The organism is Citrobacter sp. Cpo148, assembly GCF_030332375.1.
In the GTDB taxonomy this organism is placed as follows: domain Bacteria; phylum Pseudomonadota; class Gammaproteobacteria; order Enterobacterales; family Enterobacteriaceae; genus Citrobacter; species Citrobacter portucalensis.
This window is the reverse complement of sequence record NZ_JAOWHY010000020.1, coordinates 1-517: the sequence shown is the minus strand read 5'-3', so window position 1 is coordinate 517 and position 517 is coordinate 1. Positions and strand designations below refer to the sequence as shown.

General features: G+C 51.3%; 1 protein-coding gene and 1 pseudogene. Both read left to right on the top strand.

Annotated elements, in window-relative coordinates; genetic code table 11:
* The coding region (locus OGY10_RS00095; RefSeq protein ID WP_286575993.1) for a phage tail protein at positions 1-434 on the top strand (434 nt) is incomplete at its 5' end.
* A gap of 9 nt (positions 435-443) precedes the next feature.
* Positions 444-517: pseudogene (locus OGY10_RS00090) on the top strand (phage tail protein); the annotation flags it as partial.

The window sequence follows — 517 nt, the reverse complement described above, 5'->3', positions numbered from 1 at the left end:
TTGGTTTGGGGGAAGGCTCCGCGTTGCCGGTGGGTGTGCCAGTGCCGTGGCCCCTCCCGAACCCACCGGAAGGCTGGCTGAAATATAACGGCGCACCCTTCGATAAAAACAGATTTCCGAAATTAGGCACGGTATATCCGGCTGGCATATTACCTGATTTACGGGGTGAATTTATTCGCGGCTGGGATGATGGAAGAGGGATCGATAATAGTAGGGCATTACTTAGTTTTCAGGCAGCAACATCTTTCACACAGTATGCTGGTAACTATGACGTAGGCTCCGGTCATGCAATAGGTAATCATGATGGTGTGGTCGATTACAGTCCTGGATTTTCCAGATTTCCTTATCCCGGCCCAGCTGTTGGTGATGGTGTTAATCATGTAACACTCAGACCTCGTAACATTTCATTCAACTACATCGTTCGTGCAGTTTAAAACGTTGGTTTGGGAGAAGGCTCCGCGCTACCGGTAGGAGTGCCAGTTCCGTGGCCCCTCCCGAACCCGCCAGAAGGCTGGCT